The 16,242-nt window shown below is 61.5% G+C and carries 15 protein-coding genes; 9 read left to right on the plus strand and 6 right to left on the minus strand.

All coding sequences use genetic code 11. From position 1 onward, the window contains the following. Window positions 1-74: 74 nt before the first annotated feature. Both NTD85_RS26340 and NTD85_RS26345 read right to left on the minus strand, forming a co-directional pair. Window positions 75-971, minus strand: a complete 897-nt coding sequence (locus NTD85_RS26340; RefSeq protein ID WP_003221347.1) for a PA4780 family RIO1-like protein kinase — start codon at window positions 969-971, stop codon at window positions 75-77. Window positions 972-1,294: 323 nt separating this feature from the next. Continuing rightward, the gene (locus tag NTD85_RS26345; protein ID WP_045122277.1) at window positions 1,295-2,572 is read right to left on the minus strand and encodes an acetyl-CoA C-acetyltransferase; all 1,278 of its coding nucleotides are present in this window, start codon (window positions 2,570-2,572) and stop codon (window positions 1,295-1,297) included. 328 nt (window positions 2,573-2,900) lie between these two features. On the opposite strand from NTD85_RS26345, the gene NTD85_RS26350 reads away from it, so the two are divergent. The 4 genes from NTD85_RS26350 (at window position 2,901) to NTD85_RS26365 (ending at window position 8,875) form a co-directional block, all read left to right on the plus strand. Then, window positions 2,901-4,253, plus strand: coding sequence for a 3-oxoacyl-ACP reductase (locus NTD85_RS26350; RefSeq protein WP_262143618.1), 1,353 nt, complete (start codon window positions 2,901-2,903; stop codon window positions 4,251-4,253). 2 nt (window positions 4,254-4,255) lie between these two features. Further along, a complete protein-coding gene (locus tag NTD85_RS26355; protein ID WP_262143619.1) occupies window positions 4,256-5,110 on the plus strand; it encodes a MaoC family dehydratase in 855 nt (284 codons plus the stop codon). Window positions 5,111-5,441: 331 nt separating this feature from the next. Beyond that, the gene (locus NTD85_RS26360) at window positions 5,442-7,070 is read left to right on the plus strand and encodes a collagen-like triple helix repeat-containing protein (protein WP_262143620.1); all 1,629 of its coding nucleotides are present in this window, start codon (window positions 5,442-5,444) and stop codon (window positions 7,068-7,070) included. A gap of 134 nt (window positions 7,071-7,204) precedes the next feature. Further along, window positions 7,205-8,875 carry a ShlB/FhaC/HecB family hemolysin secretion/activation protein gene (locus NTD85_RS26365; protein WP_262143621.1) on the plus strand — a complete coding sequence of 557 codons (1,671 nt, stop codon included), beginning with the start codon at window positions 7,205-7,207 and terminating at the stop codon, window positions 8,873-8,875. A gap of 283 nt (window positions 8,876-9,158) precedes the next feature. On the opposite strand, the gene NTD85_RS26370 is transcribed toward NTD85_RS26365, so the two are convergent. The 4 genes from NTD85_RS26370 to NTD85_RS26385 form a co-directional block, all read right to left on the minus strand. Further along, the gene (locus NTD85_RS26370) at window positions 9,159-9,305 is read right to left on the minus strand and encodes a hypothetical protein (RefSeq protein WP_262143622.1); all 147 of its coding nucleotides are present in this window, start codon (window positions 9,303-9,305) and stop codon (window positions 9,159-9,161) included. A gap of 135 nt (window positions 9,306-9,440) precedes the next feature. Next, window positions 9,441-9,848: a response regulator gene (locus NTD85_RS26375; protein ID WP_262143623.1), complete on the minus strand. Its 408-nt coding sequence runs from the start codon at window positions 9,846-9,848 to the stop codon at window positions 9,441-9,443. Between the two features lie 71 nt (window positions 9,849-9,919). Beyond that, complete coding sequence (locus tag NTD85_RS26380) at window positions 9,920-10,126, minus strand: Flp family type IVb pilin (RefSeq protein ID WP_003221332.1); 207 nt, start codon at window positions 10,124-10,126, stop codon at window positions 9,920-9,922. 30 nt (window positions 10,127-10,156) lie between these two features. Then, window positions 10,157-10,372: a Flp family type IVb pilin gene (locus NTD85_RS26385; RefSeq protein WP_003221330.1), complete on the minus strand. Its 216-nt coding sequence runs from the start codon at window positions 10,370-10,372 to the stop codon at window positions 10,157-10,159. Between the two features lie 331 nt (window positions 10,373-10,703). Between NTD85_RS26385 and cpaB the strand changes: the two genes are divergently transcribed. From cpaB to NTD85_RS26410, 5 genes are read left to right on the plus strand one after another with little or no spacing between them, the layout of a single operon-like run. Next, entirely contained in the window at window positions 10,704-11,642 is a 939-nt protein-coding gene (gene cpaB / locus NTD85_RS26390) for a Flp pilus assembly protein CpaB (RefSeq protein ID WP_262143624.1), read from the plus strand. 20 nt (window positions 11,643-11,662) lie between these two features. Next, on the plus strand, window positions 11,663-12,886 hold the full coding sequence (locus NTD85_RS26395; RefSeq protein WP_045122276.1) for a type II and III secretion system protein family protein: 1,224 nt from the start codon (window positions 11,663-11,665) through the stop codon (window positions 12,884-12,886). Then, complete coding sequence (locus NTD85_RS26400; protein ID WP_262143625.1) at window positions 12,883-14,073, plus strand: CpaE family protein; 1,191 nt, start codon at window positions 12,883-12,885, stop codon at window positions 14,071-14,073. Before NTD85_RS26395 ends, NTD85_RS26400 begins: the two co-directional genes overlap by 4 nt. Next, on the plus strand, window positions 14,070-15,338 hold the full coding sequence (locus tag NTD85_RS26405; RefSeq protein WP_003221319.1) for a CpaF family protein: 1,269 nt from the start codon (window positions 14,070-14,072) through the stop codon (window positions 15,336-15,338). The genes NTD85_RS26400 and NTD85_RS26405 overlap by 4 nt, the downstream gene beginning before the upstream one ends. An 18-nt stretch (window positions 15,339-15,356) precedes the next feature. After that, on the plus strand, window positions 15,357-16,241 hold the full coding sequence (locus NTD85_RS26410; protein WP_262143627.1) for a type II secretion system F family protein: 885 nt from the start codon (window positions 15,357-15,359) through the stop codon (window positions 16,239-16,241). Window position 16,242: the final 1 nt, after the last annotated feature.

Raw genomic sequence — 16,242 nt, forward strand, 5'->3', positions numbered from 1 at the left:
AGGGGATCAGCGGCGGATTTAGTAATGAAGCAAACACAAAAAACCCGGCCGAAGCCGGGTTTCTGTTCAAGCGCTTACTGCATCCACGGTGGCGGCGGTGGTTCGTCGGACTTGCCCTTGGGCTCGTCATCCGCCGCACGGATCGCCTGCTTGCGCTCTTCGTCGAGACGCGCCGCTTCGATCTCGCGCAACACACCGCCAACGTCGGCCAGATCTTCCGGATCATCGAACTCACCGGTCAGCACGCTGTTGGGGTGCAAGGTGCCGGCTTCGTACAACGCCCACATTTCCTTCGCGTAGCGGGTCTGCTTCAGCTCCGGGGCAAAACGCCCGAAGTACGACGCCATGTTGCCCACATCGCGCTCGAGCATGCTGAACGCGTGGTTGTTACCAGCGGCATCCACCGCCTGCGGCAGGTCGATGATCACCGGGCCGGTCGGGGTCAGCAGCACGTTGAACTCCGAGAGGTCACCGTGCACCAGACCGGTACACAACATCAGCACGATCTGCGAGATCAGGAACGCGTGATACTCGCGGGCCTGATCCGGCTCCAGCACCACGTCGTTCAGACGCGGCGCGGCATCGCCATACTCGTCGGCCACCAGTTCCATCAGCAGCACGCCATCCAGAAAGTCGTATGGTTTGGGCACTCGCACACCGGCACCGGCCAGACGGAACAGCGCCGCGACTTCGGCGTTCTGCCAGGCGTCTTCGGTCTCTTTGCGACCGAATTTCGAGCCCTTGGCCATCGCCCGAGCCTGCCGGCTGTTACGCACCTTGCGACCTTCCTGATACTCGGCTGCCTGGCGGAAACTGCGTTTGTTCGCCTCCTTGTAGACCTTCGCGCAACGTAACTGGTTACCGCAGCGCACCACATAAACAGCTGCTTCTTTACCACTCATGAGTGGGCGCAGCACTTCGTCGACCAGACCGTCTTCGATCAGGGGTTCAATGCGTTTTGGAGTCTTCATCAGCTTTTATTGTGGGTCCTTTATTACCAAACACGCGAATGTCACTCGTTATACGGCAATCCTCGCGCTACGGGGAGGGGGTGCCGACCTGTGAACCCTATGGATGCACACACTGTGCCGAAATAATCGAGCTTTGCCGATCATAGCTGAGCCGGTTTGAAATGTTGGTAATCGGCGTCGAGGGCATTTGCGACAGAATCTGACATTGGCATTCATTTCCCCTGTGGGAGCGGGCTTGCTCGCGAAAGCGGTCTGTCAGACACAATGACGGCGCCTGACACGACCCCTTCGCGATCAAGCCCGCTCCCACAGGGGGATTGCGCTCAACGTTCGATAATTGCGGTGACACCTTGGCCACCAGCAGCACAGATCGAAACCAGCCCCCTGCCCTTGCCTGCCGCATCCAGCAGTTTCGCCAGGTTCGCGACAATTCGCCCACCGGTCGCGGCAAATGGATGCCCCGCCGCCAGCGAGCTGCCTTTCACATTCAATCGACTGCGGTCGATCGAGCCCAGCGGCGCGTCCAGCCCCAGGCGCGTCTTGCAGTATTCGGGATCTTCCCAGGCCTTGAGCGTACACAGCACCTGCGCAGCGAATGCTTCATGAATTTCGTAGTAATCGAAATCCTGCAAGGTCAGCCCATTACGCGCCAGCAAGCGCGGCACTGCATACACCGGCGCCATCAACAGACCTTCGGCGCCGTTGACGAAATCCACCGCCGCCGCTTCGCCATCGCGCAGATACGCGAGGATCGGCAAACCACGTTCTTTCGCCCATTCCTCGCTGCCCAGCAGCACCACTGAGGCGCCGTCGGTGAGTGGCGTGGAGTTGCCTGCCGTCAGCGTGCCCTTGGCGCTTTTTTCGAAAGCGGGTTTGAGCGTGGCGAGTTTTTCCAGGGTCAGGTCCGGGCGCAGATTGTTATCGCGGGTCAGGCCGAGAAACGGCGTCATCAGATCGTTGTGCCAGCCTTCGCTGTAGGACGCGGCGAGTTTGTGATGGCTTTCGAGGGCCAGTTGATCCTGTTCTTCACGGGGAATGTTCCAGGTCTGCGCCATCAGTTCGCAGTGCTGGCCCATCGACAGGCCGGTGCGTGGCTCGCCATTACGCGGAAATTCCGGGATCAGGTGCCGTGGTCGCAGTTGCAGAAAGGTTTTCAGCTTGTCGCCGGTGGTCTTGGCGCGGTTGGCCTGCAGGAGGATTTTGCGCAGGCCTTCGCTGACGCTGATCGGCGCGTCCGAGGTGGTGTCGACGCCACCGGCAATGCCGCAGTCAATCTGGCCGAGGGCGATTTTGTTGGCCACCAGCAGCGCAGCTTCCAGCCCGGTGCCGCAGGCTTGCTGGATGTCATAGGCCGGGGTGGCCGGTGACAGCCGCGAGCCGAGCACGCATTCGCGGGTCAGATTCATATCCCGTGACAATTTAAGCACCGCACCCGCCACCACTTCGCCAATCCGCAGGCCGTGCAGGTTATAGCGTTCGATCAGGCCTTCAAGCGCGGCGGTGAGCATCACCTGATTGCTGGCAGTGGCGTACGGCCCGTTGGAGCGGGCGAAAGGGATACGGTTACCACCGATGATGGCGACGCGGCGCAGCTGACTCATGAAAAGCTCCTTTTCCAAATGGTCGAATTCACCTGAATCCTTGTAGGAGTGACCTGTGGCGAGGGGATTCATCCCCGATGGGTCGCACAGCGGCCCCACACATTGCAATCGCGATACATTGCGACTGCTTCGCAGCCGATCGGGGATGAATCCCCTCGCCACAGGTCACTCCTACCGGGTTCAACGTTGTTTCTGAATTTGTGTTTGGCCGCACAACCATCAGCGGCCAACTACTCTGCTGTTCTAGCGTAGGCCTTATTGTGTGGATCGAACGATTGATTGCCGTTGGTAGTCCACACTTTGAACCCCAACATTTGGAGAGCGTTCCATGTCTGACCGCTATATCGACTTCGCCAACTCATCCATCGGCCACCGTCTGGTCGGGGCTTTGGGCCTGCCGTCGCCGGTGCGGCTGGAACGCTGGCAGGCCGGACGCCTGCGGCCGGTGGACGGTGCGCTGCTGATCGGCGGCGGGCCGCTGGCCGAGCGGGTCAATGCGTTTGCCAACCGCCTGACCGATGCGATCTACAGCTACGGCAGCGAACCGTCGCTGGCCACCGCGTGGATTCCCGGGCACGGGCCGAAACTCAAGGCCGTGGTGTTCGATGCCAGCGATCTGCAGCACACCGACCAGCTCAAACAGCTGCGCGAGTTCTTCCAGCCGCTGATGAAAAATCTCGACAGCAGCGCACATCTGGTGATTCTCGGTCGCGCCCCGGAAACCCTGCGCGAGCCCTTCGCCTCCAGTGCGCAACGGGCGCTCGAAGGTTTTTCACGCTCGCTGGCCAAGGAGCTGCGCAGTGGCGGCACGCTGCAACTGATCTATGTCGGTGAGGGTGCCGAAGATCAACTGGAAGGCCCGCTGCGGTTTTTCCTTTCGCCGAAAAGTGCCTTTGTCTCCGGGCAGGTGATTCGCCTGAGCCCGTGTGCCACGCCGGTCACCGATTGGACCCGGCCATTGGCCGGACGCAAGGCGCTGGTCACCGGCGCGGCACGCGGGATCGGCGCATCAATCGCCGAAACCCTCGCCCGCGATGGCGCCGAGGTGATTCTGCTCGACGTCCCCCCGGCCAAGACTGATCTGGAAGCCCTCGCCGCACGTCTTGGCGGCCGGGCGATCACCCTTGATATCTGCGCCGAAGATGCCGCCGCGCAACTGATCGAACAACTGCCGGACGGCCTCGACATTCTGGTGCACAACGCCGGGATCACGCGCGACAAAACCCTGGCCAACATGACCCCGGAATTCTGGGACGCGGTGCTCGCGGTCAACCTCAACGCCCCGCAAGTGCTGACCAAGGCTCTGCTCGACAGCGGCACCCTGCACGACAATGCGCGAGTGATTCTGCTGGCCTCGATCAGCGGCATCGCCGGCAATCGCGGACAGACCAACTACGCCGCGAGCAAGGCCGGCCTCATCGGTCTGGCGCAGGCCTGGGCGCCAACGCTGCACGAACGCGGCATCAGCATCAACGCCGTGGCCCCGGGCTTCATTGAAACCCAGATGACCGCGCACATTCCGTTCGCCTTGCGCGAAGCCGGGCGGCGCATGAGTTCGCTGGGCCAGGGCGGTTTGCCGCAGGACGTCGCCGAAGCCGTCGCGTGGCTGGCCCAACCGGGCACCGGCGCGTTCACCGGGCAGGCGCTGCGGGTCTGTGGACAAAGTGTACTGGGGGCCTAGGCATGAGCATCGAATGGCGCACGCTGGATCGCGAACCGAGTCTGCCCGGCCTGTATGCGCGGGCCGCTACACGACGCAAGATCACCGGCACCACCCTGCCCGACAGCGGTTTGCGCTGTTGGATCGACATCGACGGCAAGCGGCTGGCGGACTATCGCAAGGTCTGTGGATTTACCGATGACGGACTGCTGCCGCCGACTTATCCACACATCCTCGCGTTTCCCCTGCAGATGCAATTGCTCACAGCGAAGGAGTTTCCATTCCCGCTGCTGGGGCTGATTCACCTGAGCAACCGCATTCGCGTGTTGCGGCCCATGGGCGGGATCAGTCGCGCGCAAGTCAGTGTGCGGGTGCACAATCTGCAGCCGCATCCAAAAGGCGCGACCTTCGATGTGCTGACCACTCTCGATGATCAACTCGGGCCGCTGTGGGAAGCGGAAAGCCAGATGCTCTGTCGCGGCGTGAAACTCGACGGCGAACCCGTCGAGCAACGTTGGGAACCCACGCAGATCCTGACGCAGGTTGCGCAGTGGAAAGCGCCGGCCGATATCGGTCGGCAATACGCCAAAGTCTCGGGCGACTACAACCCGATTCACCTGAGCGCCGCCAGTGCCAAGCTCTTCGGCTTCCCCACGGCCATCGCTCACGGTTTGTGGAACAAGGCCCGTACGCTCGCAGCGCTGAGTGATCACCTGCCCAAGGCCAACCTTGAGGTCAGCGTGTTTTTTCACAAACCGGTGCGTTTACCCAGTGAGGTGACTTTGCTGGCGAGTGCAGCAGGCTCCAGCGGTGAACTGCGTTTGATCGGTGCAGGCGACCTGGAGCACATGGTCGGTCAGTGGCAGCCGATTGCCTGATCGCTGAAGAGGGGGCTTTGTCTCCCTCTTCAAGGCCGGCCAAGCCTGTAAATTGTGTATATATCACTTAAGTTTTCACCCGCACGAGCCCTTTTCCGGCAACGCACCAAGCCTTGATTCTCAAGGCTTTTTTTTGCCCGTTTATACCTTGGGTATTAGTCCTTAGGTCCTGTACACCGCTATGTATATAAAGGCGTTAATACCAACTTGAGAATGGCGAGGATCCAGTCGCGCGATTGATATGAGCACAACGGACGGAGGCATTGCCGGCGCTAGAACCGGCGGGCCATCGAATACAACGAACGTTGTGACAGGTGCAAGGAACTCAATCATGAAAACTCAATTCGCGTGGTCCAAATCAGCAATCGCTTTGGCATTGATCTTCTCCCTCGGCCTCGCTGGTTGCAGCAGTGGCGGTGGCGGGCATCACAGCAGTTCCGGCAGTTCGTCTCCAGCCAGTGGTACGGCAGGAACGTCCGGGTCTTCGGGCAGCTCCGGTACAGATGGCACGAGCGGTACTGGCGGCACGGGCGGTACTTCCGGAACCGGCGGCACCGGTGGAACTGGCGGCACGACAGTGATTACCGGTCCGGTCGGGCCGACCGGACCTACAGGGCCAACTGGCCCGACAGGCCCGACAGGCCCCACGGGTCCAACTGGCCCGACTACCCCAACTACCCCGACCACCACTCCGGTAGTGACCAACTCGCTAGTGCAGGATGTCGGCAAAACCGTCGCCGGCGTCGGCGATGGCGTCGGCCAGATCGGCGACTCCCTGGGCACTGTTCCTGTCGTCGGTGGCGTCGTACAAAGCGCAGCCAACACCGCCGGCAACGTAGTCAGCACATTGGGTAATGGCTTGACCAACGGCATCGGCAAGCTGGGAACAGTCGACAATGGCCTCGGTGTGACCGCCTCCTCGGTTGGCGGCGTGGTCACCGATGTCGGCAACGGCGTCTCTGATCTGAGCGGGAAACTGGCCACGGCGACCAGCAGCGTTCCGGTGGTGGGTGGCGTGGTCACCAAAGTCGCACCGGTACTCAACGGCGTTGGCGAAAAAGTCACCATGCTCGGTGACACCCTCAGCACGGCAACAACGACCGGCCCACTCGGTTCAGTGACCAAGAGTGTCGGCAACGGACTGGTGCCGGTGATCGCCATGGTTGAAAGCACCACCGACAAAATCGGTGACACGACCGGGCTGGGCACACCGCTTAACGGTGTCCTGCAACAAGTCGGCGGCGCCGTAAACGGGCTGGGTACACAGGTCACCGGCACTGGCAATGGCAATCCCGTGACCAACACCCTCGGCGGCGCACTGAGCAACGTCGGCACCACGGTCAGCACGGCTGGCGGCCTGGTCAGCAGCGGCACAAGCACCGGTGGAGGCACGGGTGGCGGTCTTGGTGGGGGACTTGGCGGAGGCCTCGGCGGTACCGGCCTGCTGCAAACCGTTGGCGGTGCAGTGGTCAACGTCGGCACAGGCTTGAACGCAGGCAACAACAATGGTCTGGTGAGCGCAGGCGGCGTGGCCGGCGCATCGGCGGGCAACGTAATCGCCTCGCTCAATACCGTTCTGGGTGGTTCCGGTACACCGATAACCAGCACCACAGCGCCACTGGCAGCACTGGGCAGCAACGTCGGCGCCGCACTCAACCCGGTTACCACAGCAGTCTCCGGCCTGACCCAACAAGTCGGCGCCGCGACCGGCCTCGGCAGCCCGGTTGCCGGCCTGACCAATCAGGTAGGTGGCGCGGTCAGTGGTCTGGGCGGTGCAATCGCCGCAACGAATAATCCGGTAGGCACCGCAGTCGGAGGCCTGGTCAGTAACGTCGGCGCTACCGTTGGTGCGGTCGGCGGCCTGGTGAACGGCGGCAGCGGAACTGGCACCGGTACCACCGGTGGCCTGGGTGGCGTACTTGGTGGCCTGACCGGCGCTCTTGGAGGCAACAAACGCTAAATTGCACCTGGCCGATTCGACGGCCTCACCTACAGCGCCTACGCTTGGTTGAGGGCGGAAGATTCCCACGAATCTTCCGCTTTTTTCTTAGGAAAAAAACAGCCCTGTGCTGCGACCTGACCACGGAGTGTCCTATGCGCGTAATGGCATCCCTGCTGTTCCTCAGTCTCAGTTCCGCCGCTTTCGCCGACACCCTGCCCAGCTTTCTCAACAGCAACGAAACCATTCGCAATCTGCCCGTGCCGAATCTGCCGGCCGATGCCTATCGCCCGGCCACCACCCCGGTGCAAGTGCCGGAACCCGGCGCGGCCAGTGCCCAGCCGCTGATGATGGAAACCAGAATCACCCTGAAGACGGTGCAGATTGAAGGCGGGACGATCTATCCACTCGGCGAACTGGCCGAGATCTACAAACCCCTGATCGGTCACCAGACCAGCCTTGCCGACCTGATCGAAGCCACCCGCAACATCACCCGCCGCTACCAACAGGACGGTTATCTGCTGTCCTACGCGTTCTTGCCTCAACAAAAGTTCGACGACGGGGTAGCGCGGGTGGTGTTGGTGGAAGGCTACGTCAGGGATATCCAGATGCAGGGCGACGTCGGCCGGGTCAAAGGCCTGCTCGATAAACTGGCGGCGAAGATCCAGGCCGAACGGCCGCTGACCCGCAAGACCTTCGAGCGCTATACCACGCTGATGACCCGCATTCCCGGAGTGACGGTACAGGCCCAGGTGCCTCCGCCCGGCACCACCGACGGTGCCACGACCCTGGTCGCCCAGGCCAGTCGCAAACCGTTCACCAGCACCCTGAGCACCACCGAAGACAATCGCAACGGCACTCAGGCATTGCTCGGCGTGAGCAGCAACTCGCAAACGGCCATGGGCGAACAGCTGACCCTCAGCGGCCTGTTTCCGCCAGGGCACGACGCAGAGCATTACTATCGCCTGGACTACAACCAGTTCCTCAATGCAGAGGGCACACAACTGAGCCTGTTCGCTTCGCGCTACCGCGCCGACCCGGGCACCAACGTGCAACTGGATAACGGTCTGGAACTCAAGCCGCATCAGGAAGACGATCGCTACTCCATCGGTTTCAGTCACCCGATCATCGCTTCGCCCAACGAATTACTCAGCGCCGGCGCAAGGCTTTATGCGGTCGACGACACTACCCGCTATAACGTCGTCGGCTACCCCTTGAGTGTCGAAGAGCGCACCGACATCCGCGCCGTCGCCATCGAAGGTGACTGGCGCAAGTCAGACGCCCGGCAACTGCGGATTCTCAGCGCGGGCCTGTACCAGGGCATCGACGGCATGGGCGCACACACCAATAACCCGGATCTGGATATCAACTTTTTCCGGATGCGCCTGTCCGGCGTACAGAGCGACAAGTTCTTCGACAACTGGCAGGGCGTGCTGTCGGCGGCGCTGTACTGGAGTGATGACACGCTGCCCGACAGTGAGCGTGCGGTGTTTGGCGGGCAGAATTTCGGCCGTGGCTACCCGGACGATCAGGCGTCGGGGGACAAGGGCTGGGGGGCGGCCTACGAGGTCAACTACAGCTTCAACCGCGACGGCAACTGGGTGCGCATCCTGCAGCCGTACGTGGTGCTGGACCGTTCGAAAACCTGGTTCAACAAACTGGCGGTGCAGAGCAACGACCTGTCATCGGCGGCGGTCGGGCTGCGCTTTGGCGATGCCAAGTACTACAACATTGCGCTGGAAGCGGCCAAGCCGATGGCCGATGAAGCACTGGACACCTACAACCGCCGGATGAGGTACAGCATCAGCTTCAGTTATCAGCTGTAGGAAGTCAGATCAATCAAATGAGCGGACAGACCGCTTGCTCTCACATTGCAGCGCACATCCCTGTGGGAGCGGGCTTGCTCGCGAAAGCGGTGGATCAGCCAGCATTTTTGCCGACTGACACTACGCCTTCGCGAGCAGGCTCGCTCCCACAGGTTTTACGCGATGTGGATCAGAACGCGTAACGCACCTTCGCAGTAAACCGCTCGAAGTCAGATAGTTGTAAGAGCCGCCGACACTCCAGGCACCCATGCGGTAGTTGGCGCCCACACCCAGTTCATAGCTGTCACGCACCGGCGGTCTGGTAAACCGGATCCTGCTCATCCAGCCGCGCCAGCAGATTCGATACACGACCGACCGCCGTCGCCGCGTTGCGGCTGCCACCGACCGCCAGGGTGTTCTCGGCCAGTTCCTCGCTCGATTTAGTCGTCACCACACTGGTGATGCCCGTTGCCGCTCAAGTCGACCAGACCCAGGCTCTGCAGATTGCTGTTCAGCGATCCGCCGCTCAAGTCGTAATTGAGGTTGGCGCCAATAATCAAAGAGCTGGTGAAAGGCGCAAGGCGCGTCAGCCGACATTTACCTTGGGAATGGGAAACAGATTGTTCAGCGTCTCAAGCAACCTGACGTGATAGATCGGCTTGCGAAACAGATCCAGCACCTGCAAGCGCAGCATGTCGCTGACATCTTCCATATCCGCATGCCCGGACGTCACGATGACCGGCAAATGCTGACGCGACGTGTGCTCGCGCAAACGCTTGATCAGCGACATGCCGGACTCCTCCGGCATGCGCAGATCCGTAATCACCAGGGCAATATCGGGATGCCGGGTCAGATGGTGCAACGCAAGCTTCACCGATGTCGCGGTATGGCAGACAAACCCCTCGCCCTCCAGCAACTCCGCCAACTCGAGCAACGCGTCCTCTTCATCGTCAACCAGAAGCAACTGTTGGCGCGGGATCGAGGAAGCAGTCATGGGCAATACCTGAAAACCGAGGGTGGAACAGAGTGTAGTGCGACAGTCGCCAAGTGCGAGTTTTATCCCGCTCAGGGCGTGGGTGCCGTTACCGCCGTACCACCCAATGCCACCAGCAGATTATTGAACATGATCAGCACTCTGGCACCGACGGGCGTGACAAAGACCACCACCACGACCGCTACCATCGCGACCACGATTGCATACTCGATCGCCGAGGCAGCTTCGGTACTGGAGAAAAAGCCCCGGGCACGCATCTTCAAGTACTCAAAGAACATCACCGTTCTCCTCAGGGATTGGCAGCGCGACTATGGTGTTGCACGGGTTTGCGCGGTACCACCCAGTCCGACCAGAATATCGTTGAAGTACTGCAGGACGCGGTTGCCCAGTGGTGTCACAAACGCCACGACGACAACGGCAACCATGGCCACCACTATCGCGTACTCAATTGCCGACGCCGCTTCTTCGTTCTTCACGAACAGCCGGGTTCTGGCCACCATATAGTCGATGATCATCTGAAACATACGTCCACTCCTTTGCGCCTCTGGCGCCGCTAACGCTACAGCGGCAAAGCCTCCACCGTGCTATCTGAGCATTGTCAACAAACCTCCGGTCAACAACTGTAAGAACGGATTAATCACAAAGAATTAATCAGTTGGTCGTGACGCTTAGTTCAACTGTTAATTGGCGAATGCTCATACTTTAGTGAGTTATTTTCCGGCCAGTAATGGCGTTTTGGCTTGGATCAGCTAGCTTGGAAATAGCGAAATAGTTGCATGTTCATAGCTGCCTGAATGCGAAATTCCCTTGTCAGGAAATACGGGCTTGTAGTGCAGCAGGAAAGGGAGAGCCGTCATGAACAGTCGCATCACCATGGGCCTTGCAGCATTACTTCTGCTGGGAGCAATTTTTGTCGGCTATTGGGGACTGGTGCTCAGTCGTCAACCGGCGCCTGTTGCCGAAGCGCCCGCCGCCCCGGTCGCCACTGTTGAAAAAACCGTTGCCGTCGCCGAAGACCAGACCCGTCAACCCGTGGTGGTGCTGCTCCACGATGTGCCGCCGTTCACCCCACTCACTGCCGCCGACGTGACCGTGGAAAAGCTGCGCAACGCACCGACCGGCAGCCTTAAAAGTGTCGATCAGGTCGTTGGCCGCAAACCCTGGCGGCCGCTGTCTGCCGGCACCTGGCTGAACGACGAAAGCTTCGACGCCGGCGGTGCCCTGGCCCGCATGATCCACAGCGATGAACGCGCGCTGACCGTGGCAATCGATGAAGTGATCGGCGGCGCCGGGCAACTGATTCCCGGCGACTATGTCGATGTGCTGCTGTACCTGCGTCAGGACAGCAGCAACCTGCAACAGTCGGCGCAGGTTGTCGTGCCCGCCCTGCGCGTGCTCGGCGTCGGCGACCAATACGGCCTGACCAACGACGGCCAACCCGCCACACCGGCCCTGAACAGCGACGACAAAATCAAACAGGATCAACGCCGGATCGCCGCGCGCACCGTGGTGCTGGCGGTGCCCGAGCAATTGCTGAGCCGGATGATGCTCGCCACCCAGGTCGGCACCTTGCGGCTGGCCGTGCGCAGCAGCGAAGAACAGCGCCTGGCCAAATACTGGGCCGGCGAAACGCAGTCGCCGGCGCACCTGGACAACGCCAACAGCCAACTCTTCCAGTTCACCCAACTGGCGCTGGGCAGCGGCCCGAAAGCGCCATCCAGCGCTGAACACGGCGCTGCGCGCAAAGCGATGGAAGTGATTCGCGGCAATCAGATTTCCCAACAAGCCCCATGACTGAGCAAGGATCCAAGTGCATGCAGAGTCGATTCAGGCCGATATTAAAACCTGTACTCCGGGCCTTGATACTGACGGGACTGTCGATGAACGCGGCCTTCGCGGCCACGGGCAATTGCTCGGCGCTTTCCCGCATGCCCCCGGTGATCGAGATCGGCGAAGGATTCCAACAGGACATCCAGTCGCCAGTGACGATTACCCGCGTGGCAATCGGCGACCCGAAAATCGCTGACGTGCACGACACCGGTCACTCATCTTTTCTGCTGACCGGGGTCGCCCCCGGCGCCACCAGTCTGATGGTCTGGACCTCGTGCTCCAGCGAACCCCGCCAGAGCATGGTGTTTGTTCAAGGCAGCGCCACCGCTGCCTTGACCAACGCCAGCCGGATGCCTTCCGATGATCCGACGCTGCCCTCGCAAGTGCAGACCGACATCCGCTTCGTCGAAGTCAGCCGCACCAAACTCAAAGAAGCCACCGCCTCGCTGATCGGCACCCGTGGCAATTTCCTGTTCGGCTCCCCGGGTACGCTGCCGCCCATCGACGGTGTACCGACCCCGAAACTGCCGGTGGACAACACCCTGTTCAACTTCTCGTGGATCGGCGGCAAGACCATGGCGATCATCAACGCCCTGGAAAGCAGCGGCTTCGCCTACACCCTTGCGCGGCCGAGCCTGGTGGCACTGAGCGGGCAGAGCGCGAGCTTTCTGGCCGGGGGTGAAATCCCGATTCCGGTGCCCAGTTCCGGCAGCGACAACGTGTCGATCGAATACAAGGAGTTCGGCATCCGCCTGACCCTCACCCCGACCGTCATCAGTCACGACCGCATCGCGCTGAAGGTCGCACCGGAAGTCAGCGAACTGGATTTGAGCAACGCCGTGCAGATCGCCGGCACCACCGTTCCGGCCCTGACCATTCGCCGGACCGACACCAGTGTCTCGCTGGCCGATGGCGAAAGCTTTGTGATCAGTGGCTTGATCAGCACCACCAACAGCTCGCAGGTGAACAAGTTTCCGGGGCTGGGCGATATCCCGGTGCTCGGTGCGTTTTTCAAAGGCTCGCAGATCAAGCGCGAAGAACGTGAACTGCTGATGATCGTCACGCCGCATCTGGTACAGCCACTGGCGGCCGATGCACAACTGCCGTCGCTGCCGGGGGAAAAACTGCGCAACTACGACCCGAATTTCTACCGCATGTTCTTCCTCGAAAACGGCAACTTCGACAAACGCAGCGGGTTGTCGCAATGAGCCAGAGCCTGAGCCAGACCTTCCTTGCGATCACCCGCAACAGCACCGATCTGGAGTGGCTGCAAAGCGCCCTCGCCCCCCTCGGTCAAGTGGTGAGTGCCGGTGGCGGCAGCCTCGACGAACTGCTGGCACTGGTCGACGTGACCTTTGCCAGCCTGGTGTTCGTCGGCCTCGACCGCGAGCACGTGGTGGCGCAGAGCGCACTGATCGAAGGCGCGCTTGAGGCCAAGCCGATGCTGGCGATCGTCGCGCTGGGCGACGGCATGGACAATCAGCTGGTGCTCAATGCGATGCGTGCCGGTGCCCGGGACTTCGTCGCCTATGGCTCGCGCTCCAGCGAGGTTGCCGGACTGGTGCGCCGGTTGAGCAAACGCCTGCCACCCGTGGCACCCAACACGCAACTGGGCGGCCTGACCGTGATGTACGGCGTGCAGAGCAGTTCCGACGGCGCGTTGCTGGCCAATCACATGGCGCTGGTGGTGCAAAAGAGCGGGCAGCAAACCTTGCTGCTGGACCTCGGCCTGCCCCGCGGCGACAGCCTTGCCCTGTTGGGGCTGGAGAGTTCGTTTCACTTCGGCGATGCCTTGCGCCACTTGCGCAGACTCGACGCCACACTCATCGACAGCGCCTTCACCAGCGCCGAAGCGGGCCTGCGGATTCTCGCCTACGCCAGCAACGACGAGCCACTGGAAAACACCAGCGCCGCCGAGCTGTATATGTTGCTCAGCGCGCTGCGCCAGCACTTCCAGCACATCGTCGTGAACCTCACCGGGCAAGCCGACAGCGAAGCATTGCGCACCTTCGTCAGCCACTGCGACAAGCTGCTGTGGTACACCGATCAGAACGTGCTCAACTGCCGCCGCAACCTCGCCGTGCTCAACCAGTGGCGCGAAAAAGGCATGAAACTCGATCATGGACGCCTGCTGATCGACCGTTATCTGAGCAACGTGGCGCCGAGCTCGGAAACCCTCGGCAAGACCTTCAATCTGGAAGTCATTGCGGTACTGGCGTTCAACCCTGAAGTGCGGCTCAACGCGAAAAATCAGGGCGTGAGTCTGTTCGAACTGGCGCCCCGGGAAAAACTCACCCAGAGCCTGCGCACCCTCGGTGAACGCCTGGCCAAACGCTCCGAGGGTCTGGCCAAACCGAAACTCACCTGGTTCGACCGCTTGCGAGGTTCCTCATGAGCGCGGAAAAACTCTTCGGCGCACCGCAACGCGCAGGTCTCGGCAACACCGATCACGAAGGCCTGAAACTGGTGCTGCACCGCTACATCATCGACGCCATCGAAGAGTCGGGGAGAAACCTGCTGGAAGGCTCGCGCCAGCAGCTGGCGCAATTTGTCACCGACAAGGTCGCCGAATACATCGCCCGTTTGCACCTGGCGATTTCCCGCTATGAGATGGAGCGGCTGGCCGAAGAGATCGTCGACGAACTCACCGGTTTCGGCCCGCTGGAGGTGTTGCTGCGTGATCCGTCGGTGACCGAGATTCTGGTCAACGGCCCGCACCGGGTGTTCATCGAACGCGATGGCGTGCTGCATCAAAGTGACTTGCGCTTCATCGATGCGCACCACGTCGAACGGGTCATGCAGCGAATTCTCGCACCGCTGGGGCGACGCCTCGACGAGTCTTCACCGATGGTCGACGCACGCCTCCCGGACGGCAGCCGGGTCAACGCGATCATCCCGCCGATTGCCCTCGACGGCCCGTGTCTGTCGATCCGGAAGTTTCGCAAGGACATGCTCAAGAGCACCGACCTGATGGCCATGCAGACGATCGACATGGCGATCTTCGACTTCTTCCAGGATGCCGTGGGCAAGCGCTGCAACATCCTCATCAGCGGCGGGACCGGCACCGGGAAAACCACGTTGCTGAATATCCTCAGCCAGTTGATCAACCCTCATGAGCGTCTGGTGACCATCGAAGACGTCGCCGAATTGCAGCTCGGCCACCCGCACGTCGTGCGCCTCGAAACCCGTCCGCCGAATGCCGAGGGCCACGGCGAAGTGAAGGCCAGCGACCTGATCCGCAACGCCCTGCGGATGCGTCCCGACCGGATCATCCTCGGCGAGATTCGCGGCGTCGAAGTGGTCGACGTGCTCACCGCAATGAACACCGGCCACGACGGTTCGATGAGCACCGTGCACGCCAACAACGCGCAGGATGCCTTGCTGCGACTGGAGACGCTGGTGGGCCTTACCGGCCGCACGATCGCCGAACGCACCTTGCGCCAGATGATCTGCGCGGCGCTCGACGTGGTCATTCAGTTGACCCGCATGCCCGACGGCCGCCGCTGCGTCAGTGAAGTGGTGGAAGTGGTCGGTATCCGCGAGGACGTCTACGTCACCAACACCCTGTTCCGCCTCGACCGTCGCACCGGTTTCGGCTTCCTGCGCGAAGCCGTCAACCCGGCCGGCGACAAGTTGCGCAACGACGCCCATCCGGGCTGAAGGCAAGGAGCACCGAGCATGCTTGGACCGGTCATTCTCATCATCATGTGTCTGATTCTGCTCGGGCTGTCGATCCGCCTGTTCCTGCATGGCATCCACAAGACCGCCAACGAAAAGGTACTCAATCGACTCGCCGCCGGCCAACCGCAGATCGCTGTGGAAAAAACCCGATGGGTGGGCCTTGAGCGAATGTTTCTGCGCGCCGGGCTGGGCCGCCCGACCGAGCGTTTCGGCCTGTGGCTGAGCCTGTGGGCCATCGCCATATTGCTCGGTTACCTGCTGGGCCACTGGCTCGGATTGCTGGTGGCGCTCCTCATGCCGCCGGTGATTTTGCGCCTGTACATTTCGTGGCTGTACCGCCGCCGGCTCAAACGCATGATCGAGCAACTGCCGCAGTTGCTTGATCACACCGTGCGCAGCCTCAAGTCCGGCCGCACCCTGAGCGACGCGGTCATGGGCGGAATCGAAGCCAGCGACGATCCGCTGAAAACTGCCATGGGCCGGGTACAACGCAACGTGCAACTGGGGGTCAATCTGCCGGACGCCGTCAGCGACTTCGCCGAGCTCTATGAGCAAGACGAACTGCGCATGTTTGCTCTGGGCCTGAAGGTCAACCACCGCTACGGCGGCAACGCCAGCGAGCTGCTGGAGAACCTGATCAAACTGATCCGCGAACGTGATCAGGGCGCTCGCCAATTGCGCGCGATGACCGGCGAAACCCGGATGACCGCGTGGGTGCTCGGCGCGCTGCCCGTGATACTGGTGAGTTACTTCATGCTGACCAATCCCGGCTACATGCTCGGCATGTGGCACGACTCCGGTGGCCAGACCATGCTGATTGCCGCACTGGTGCTGCAGGTGCTCGGCTGCCTTGCGCTGTGGCGCATGTTGCGGAGCGTCTGAC

Origin of the sequence: Pseudomonas sp. 13B_3.2_Bac1 (assembly GCF_025466205.1) — a bacterium.
Taxonomy (GTDB): Bacteria; Pseudomonadota; Gammaproteobacteria; order Pseudomonadales; family Pseudomonadaceae; genus Aquipseudomonas; species Aquipseudomonas fluorescens_H.